The sequence below is a fragment of the Salinivibrio sp. MA427 genome (genome assembly GCF_001996115.1).
GTDB classification, from domain to species: Bacteria; Pseudomonadota; Gammaproteobacteria; order Enterobacterales; family Vibrionaceae; genus Salinivibrio; species Salinivibrio costicola.
Window position 1 is genome coordinate 1 of record NZ_MUFH01000317.1, and the last position, 2,625, is coordinate 2,625.

Annotated in this window: 1 protein-coding gene and 2 pseudogenes; all 3 read right to left on the minus strand. The window is 50.8% G+C overall.

Annotated elements, in window-relative coordinates; all coding sequences use genetic code 11:
• Window positions 1-1,386, minus strand: a pseudogene (locus BZG79_RS13855) (HD domain-containing protein); the annotation flags it as partial.
• Between the two features lie 8 nt (window positions 1,387-1,394).
• Window positions 1,395-2,186: pseudogene (gene cas1f / locus BZG79_RS13860) on the minus strand (type I-F CRISPR-associated endonuclease Cas1f); the annotation flags it as partial.
• Between the two features lie 187 nt (window positions 2,187-2,373).
• Window positions 2,374-2,625 (minus strand): type II toxin-antitoxin system ParD family antitoxin (locus BZG79_RS13865; protein ID WP_242414198.1); only part of this gene is annotated, 252 nt, incomplete at its 5' end.

A 2,625-nucleotide genomic window follows, 5' to 3' on the forward strand; every position in this document is an offset into this window, starting at 1 on the left:
CCCCTGCCAAGGATCGGATAGCGCATACATAATGCGCGCGTTGGCGATGGTTTTCCCACAGCCTGTCGACGCCATATTAATGCCGAAAAAGCCCTGCGTTTCCGAGTCAGTGGTTATGGTTTTGGTTTTACGATAGGCGATATCTTGCCAGCGATACTTCTCTTTTTCGGCGCCTTGGCTAAAGCGACGGTGCTGGGCAATTGCCGGCAATGTCCATTTAAGTGAGGGTAAATTCTCCGCAAAGCGTTTCGCATTAATAGCCACGCCGATATTGTGCTCATCCAATTGTTGTTTAGGTGGCGCGTTTTTGCGTTTGCCTTGAGACTGGTCTGTGTTAGCAATAGGCGTGTAATGGCCGTCCCGCCATTTGGGCTTGCATTTCTCCAGAGGCAGCGACGAATAATAATGATCCGCCAGCATTAACGATAAACGTGCCATATGGCTGACAAACCGCTGCGATAACCAATCAACTTGTCCATGAGAATTCCACGGATATTGGCTGGCACGCTGGGCTAATTGACGCGCTTTTTGTTGCCAAGGCTGGCTTAAAAATGGTGTGCCATCGGGAAAGCGCCAGTTGTCGGTAAGCGCCTGTGTATCATATTTGGCGAGGTTAAGTGCGTTGGGCGCATTCCAGTGGCTGCCAAAGCAACGGCTAAGCCATTGGTCAATTTGCGATAGCTCAACCGGTGCCTTGTCGGCATCATAGTTCACGGGCAACCGATGGTGCGACACAATAAGCCAAGCCACGATGCGTGCAAATGGTGATAAGTCACTAAAAGCAGGCTGATAGCCTTCTGCTTCGGTAAATAGTCGCGCCAGTAGCGCTGCTTCATGCTCAGCGGCCGTCTCAGGCGTCAGTGCCCTGAGTTCATCAAGCCATTGCTGATCCTTTTTACCCTTGGCAAACGCCTCGAACAAACGCAAAGATACCCATTCATGGCGGTATGGCTCGCCTTGGTGTGCCGTTTGGCCGCGAAGCTTTTGCTGAAACAACGCATTGGCTTTCCCAAAATCGTGAAACAACCCCGCCATGGCCGTTGCCAGCACGATCACCTCATTAAGCTGCCAACCCTGCTCCCATTCCTTGTGGCCAAGGTCCAGCTCAGTGCGATTGACCGGTACATTGCCTTCTAAGTTAAACTTGCGGCGGTTACCCACAATCCACACCAGTTGGCTATGGGTTCTCGAACGAATCCAATGACAACTGACCGCGGTGCTGCGGCTGGCGGTTTTGCTCAGCATTTTTCGCACCGTGTTTAAGCCATCTTCGGTGATCAGCGTCTGCCAAGTGTTATCACCTATTCGGTTAGCAAAGGCATCGAGCACGCGGCGGGTTTTCTTCAGTGCCTTTTTCTCGCACTGAGAAATAAAGGTCACCATCATAGTTCACGATCTTTGATTAAGTCAGCGGCATCAAACACCAGCGCGCCGCGACGGGTTTTGCCATGCATCACCGCAAATCCGTGCGGGATCCCAAGCACCCATAAACAACTCGCGGCTAAGCCATAGGCTAAGTAGTTGCCATGATTTAAAAAGCGGTTGGCGAGATCGTCGGCCTCATGCTGACGTTTAAAACCGTTTTTTTGCGTGCGGTTGGCGGCGTGTTTGTAGAGCGCTTTGGTCAGCTGCGCTTCGGTAAGCAATAAATCAGCTGACTTGCTGGCCTTGTCGGTTCGTGCCACAAAGGTGTCGAGCGCACCGGCCAATTCGGGCACATCAAACCCTTCAAGCTTAAGTTCACGGCTCGCTTGCCAGACCTGCTTTAAGTAACTCAAACGAGCTAGCTGAAAAGCCCGCGCAGCATCCAGTCGCTTTTGATCATCAAACCAAAAAGACAACCAACCTTGCAAATATTCGGTGGGCCGATACTCGCTTTGTGGCGTAAACCATTCGACCTCGGTTGCCATATGCAGCGGTGTGCCCCCGCCACTACAAAAGCCAACCAGAACGCCTGCTTGCGACAGCATACGCATCGCCGCTTGCGTGATTGACGTGCCGGTGCCGAGCAATAAGACGGTGGTATTGGCAATGGGGATATTAAAGTAGAGGTTTTCGCGTTTCGCTTCCGCCAAGTATAGGATTCGTCCGTCTTTTTGCATCACGCGACAATGCTCGAGGTAGTACATATTGGCGCGTTTGGAATGAAGGATGGTTTTAAGATCAGAAGGCGAGAGATCGTCCATGGGTGTCCCTTTCGTGATTGTCCCGAGTGACAAGGCACATCACTCACAAGCACCAAAAAGGTAACACAAACCGCATCGACTGCCCGTGAAACAAGGCACACTTTAATGTTTGAAGGAAGATCGCTTCATTAGTACGTATGTCAGTAATGTTCAATTACAATGCGCGCACTAACCAATAGTGAAATGGTTAAGATTCTGTGTCCAAGTCGTTAATCAATTCATCCATTGAAAAATCATCGACAAACGTGTCACTCGCCGACTGTCGAGCCCCCTCATCAAGATGTGCGCGCAACACATCCAGTTTGGTTTTGCGTTCCTCAAGTGTGCGTAATGCATCACGAACAACCTCGCTAGCAGAGCCGTACCGGCCACTTGCTACCTCGTTTTTAATAAACACTTCCCAGTGCTCCCCTAAGCTTAAACTTGTTGTCGCCATAAC